General features: G+C 47.8%; 5 protein-coding genes. All 5 read right to left on the bottom strand.

Annotation, left to right across the window (positions count from 1 at the left end; translation table 11 throughout):
* The coding region (locus tag QVO39_RS08845) for a glycosyltransferase family 2 protein (RefSeq protein WP_288171971.1) at positions 1 to 712 on the bottom strand (712 nt) is incomplete at its 3' end.
* Positions 713 to 781: 69 nt separating this feature from the next.
* Positions 782 to 1,534, bottom strand: coding sequence for a UDP-2,3-diacylglucosamine diphosphatase (locus tag QVO39_RS08840; protein WP_021903864.1), 753 nt, complete (start codon positions 1,532 to 1,534; stop codon positions 782 to 784).
* A gap of 9 nt (positions 1,535 to 1,543) precedes the next feature.
* Positions 1,544 to 1,864: a metal-sulfur cluster assembly factor gene (locus QVO39_RS08835; RefSeq protein ID WP_026161830.1), complete on the bottom strand. Its 321-nt coding sequence runs from the start codon at positions 1,862 to 1,864 to the stop codon at positions 1,544 to 1,546.
* Between the two features lie 9 nt (positions 1,865 to 1,873).
* Positions 1,874 to 2,914 (bottom strand): S41 family peptidase, encoded by a 1,041-nt coding sequence (locus QVO39_RS08830; protein WP_021903863.1) that lies wholly within the window; start codon positions 2,912 to 2,914, stop codon positions 1,874 to 1,876.
* The gene (locus QVO39_RS08825; protein ID WP_288171970.1) at positions 2,914 to 3,852 is read right to left on the bottom strand and encodes a DUF3316 domain-containing protein; all 939 of its coding nucleotides are present in this window, start codon (positions 3,850 to 3,852) and stop codon (positions 2,914 to 2,916) included. The genes QVO39_RS08830 and QVO39_RS08825 overlap by 1 nt, the downstream gene beginning before the upstream one ends.
* Positions 3,853 to 3,969: the final 117 nt, after the last annotated feature.

Below are 3,969 nucleotides of genomic sequence, written 5' to 3'. Positions count from 1 at the left end.
CCCAATCGCGAGCTTTATGATTCGTTACCTGTTTGATGGTCTTAGAGCGCTTCGCGATGTGCTTTGTCCAGCCTGCTTCTCTTCGGTCTGGGTCGGCAAACCTTGCTTCAATGCGTCGCATATCGAAGTAGCCAAAGTGGAATAGGTAAAGGTTCTTATCAATATGGAAGTTCTTTCCTTTGATCCGATGGAATCCAGATCCCCACTGTAGAGGCGCTGCTAATACGCTCGGCTTGGTATATCTAGTGGAGAGGCGTGCATACTTACGCTGATTGAGGAATGGCGTATCATCCTCCTTGATATCCGCCTCTTTGCCAAGGAACTGTCCTACATCCACTCCAAGACCAGAAACACTATTCTTAATATCCAGACTGCTCAGGTACTCGCGTAGTCCTTTACCTACATTAGGGTCTACCACTAGGAGTTCATCGGCATCTACACCGATCACAAGGTCATATCCCTTCTCAAAAAGCTCCTTAGCTCTATTGGAGAGAAATAGCAAGCGCTCCTTCTCCGCCGATACCACTTGACCTTTGATCTTATCTACCGCCACCACTTGAGCTTTGGGGCACCAGTCTGGTAGCTTCTGATCTTTTCCATCGAGATAGATGTATAGGTTTTCCTCGCCCAGTTCAGCACCATAGTATCTTGTCCAGTGCTTTAGGTAAAAGTCGTCGTTACGCACCATCGTAATGGCAGCAATCTTTTTCATCTCCACAATCCAAAAAGTTTATAACCAATCCATTGTTAATACATCGTAAAGATACATATAATATATGATCTACGCCTCAAATAGGTTGAGGGTGAAGGTGGTGCCGTCCCATTGGGCATAGCTAAAGTGGGTAATCCAGTCGCCAAGAATCACCACTCTAGATTGGCGAGAGAGCATCAGATCGAGCATTATATGGCGGTGCCCAAAGATGAAAAAGTCGGGGGCGTCATTAGGGTGCTCTGTTAGATACTCCTTAGCAAAGTCCACTAGATACTCCTCCTTTTCGCCTCGGTACTCCTGCTCGTATTGATCCTTCAATCCCTTTTTGCGGCTATGCAGTGCCCAGCGGTGTGCGAAGCCTACGGTGAGCCAAGGGTGCAGACTTCCATATAGCTTTTGGCATATCCGATTATGGAAGATCGCTCTGATGATCCTAAAGCCCCTATCATCCTTGATAAACTCGTCTCCGTGAGCGATATAAAACTTCTTACCGAGTAGCTCAAAGGTAGTAGGAGCTCTATGCACTTGGCAACCGATCTCCTTAGGAAGGTAATCATACACCCATATATCGTGATTACCAGTAAAGAAGTGAATCTCCACGCCATGATCCGCCATATCGGCCAACTTTCCAAGGATACGGGTATAGCCCCTAGGCACCACATATTTGTACTCAAACCAGTAGTCGAAGATATCTCCTACCAGAAAGAGATGCGTTGCATCCACCTCTATCTCCTTCAGCCAGCGTAGAAACTTCCGCTCTATTGCCAAAGGGTCTTGGTGAAAGTAGGCACCGAAGTGGGTGTCCGAGGCAAAGTAGATCATACACCTTCCTTAGAGTAGTCCCAGTTCCAGCTTTGCCTCGTCGGTCATCATATCTCGGTGCCACTCCGGCTCAAAGGTGAGCTTTATCTCAGCACTCTTCACCCCTTTCACACTCTCCACCCTCATCTGGGCGTCGGTGATGAGGAAGTCTACGACAGGGCAATTAGGCGAGGTGAGTGTCATCGTCACCACCACATGCCCCGTTTCGTGATTCACATCTACATCGTAGACCAATCCTAGGTCGTATATATTCACTGGTATTTCGGGATCATAAACTGTTCGTAGTGCTTTTACGATCTCCTCCTCCATCTGCATTAAATTATTTTCCATCTTTATGGTTTACTTAGTGGGGTAGGGTACCCCTTTAATTTCAAATACTTTCTTTATCGCTGTGATGAGAATCCTATCCTCTGCATCAGGCTTCTCATAAAAGCTATCATTATGCACTTCAATATCGGGTGCAACACCTCCCTCTAGTAGCACCATATCCTTGTCGTAGCTCTTCACGGCTGAGTAGCGTACCCGCCAGCCATTAGGCAATTCGGCTGAAGCTGGCATGCCAGCTCCTCCGCCCGACTGCTCTCCTATCCTGATCACATTCTTAGCACTCCTCACCTTGTATAGGAAGTCGTTGGTGGCACTGTAGCTACTCCTATCTTGCAGAATCAGCACCGGCTTCTCCGTAAGTGTCTTGATAGAGCTCGGACTGATATAATGCGCCTTGGGTTTGGAGAACTCGTGATGCCCTGGTCCTGTCTTGTGGACTGTATAGCCGATTAGGCACTTCTCCTTAATGAAATAAGAAAGTAGCTTATCGCAATTATCTAGGGAGCCCCCGCCATTCCCCCTAAGGTCTAGGATAATGGCATCACTCTTCTCAAAAAGCGAAAGGATCACCGGCATATTGCCAATACCACTGGAGAAGCTACCATAGGACATATAACCAAAAGAGAGGGTCCGCTCCTTTGTGGCAAAGAGTCCATACCTCATCCCGCCCGAAATCATCAAACGCCCAGATAGATCTCTGCATCGTGCATAGATATTGAGCCCTGTAGTAGGGTCGGGGGCAATGGGGTAACCACTGATATCAAAGTCGGAGTAGAGGTTGACATGACCATCCTTCAGCTCATTCAGCATATCCGATAATAAATAGAAGAAGCTCAGAGTACTCTGCTCTGACTCCTTTAGCTTGGCCAAATAACGGTCGTGCACCTCATTCCAATCCACCCCCTTCTCCTCAAAAAAGCAGTAGTGCTCATCCATGATCTTCCAGAGTGCTTCAAAGTTGGTCACTTGATCAGCCTCTCCTGGTGTCTCTGGAATACAACCACCTAGGGCAATCACCACCAGTGAAAGTATAGCTAGTCTTATCTTATTCATTAGTCGCGATATCTATTGGTGATTTGTGGCGAGGCAACCGCTTTCCCTCCCGAGAGCTTAAAGCTATCCAAGGAAAGTCCCACCACTAGATTCCAGCACCCCGATTTGTAGGTGGTATGATTGATTTTCTGTCCGAAATAGCTATGCTCCGCCCCCACCGTGAGGGTGAGATTGTGGATAGGTAGATCAATAAGTAGCCTCTGCTTGATGCCAATTGTATTATGAAAAGAGCCGAAGAGAATCGCTATCTTGGCTCCATTATCTCCCGAAACGTAGTCGTAGTAGCTCTGCCCATATTCTGGGTGAAACGCCCCCATCATCAACGGTATTTGAGCAGAGTAGCTGATGCTGAGTGGCATGGTCTTCCATGGGATTTGATACCTCAGGCGTCCCCAACCATCTAGTCCAATATTGGCCTTCACATTGCCTATATTATTGGTGTTGGACTCCTTGATATGCCCTCCCACATTGAGTGCTAGGAGCGGGGCAAGGTCTAGGGATAGCCCTTTGTGCTTCACTACTCGCCAGCTAGGACCCACGGCATAGTCCACCCCGAGACTATACATCACCGTACCATTGGCTTTATTCTTGAGAGAAGCTAGATTGAGTGACACATCTTGATAGATATGCCATGAGCGTTGGCTGGATGCCGCAAAGTCGGTGAGGAAAGAGAGCTTTCCCTCTATTCCACGGTGTGCTATGGGGCTAAGGTATTGGTCCTTTACCCCCATCTCCCCAATGTGAAATAGATACTTAGTGTGGGTCATGGGTAAATTACCCTCCCAGCTCCAAGGCTCGCCCTCAACCCACTTACCAAGTTTGTGGTACCACTTCTCCTGAGTGGACTCTTGTGCCAAAGCTACAGAGCAATAGATAGGCAGAAGTGCCACGAGCATCCACCCCCTTCTCCAATGGTTCTGCTTATTCCTCCTCATCATCCTCTTCAAACTGTAGCATCTTCTGTCCGGTTGCCTCCTCTATGAGGTGCAGCGTCTCCTTGAGATCATCTTTGGACTTCTTACTACTTTCCTTTGACTCCTCAGCTTCTGCCGATT

Origin of the sequence: Porphyromonas sp. CAG:1061, from assembly GCF_000435035.1 — a bacterium.
Lineage (GTDB): Bacteria > Bacteroidota > Bacteroidia > Bacteroidales > Porphyromonadaceae > Porphyromonas_A > Porphyromonas_A somerae.
This window is presented reverse-complemented; position numbering and strand designations above follow the sequence as displayed.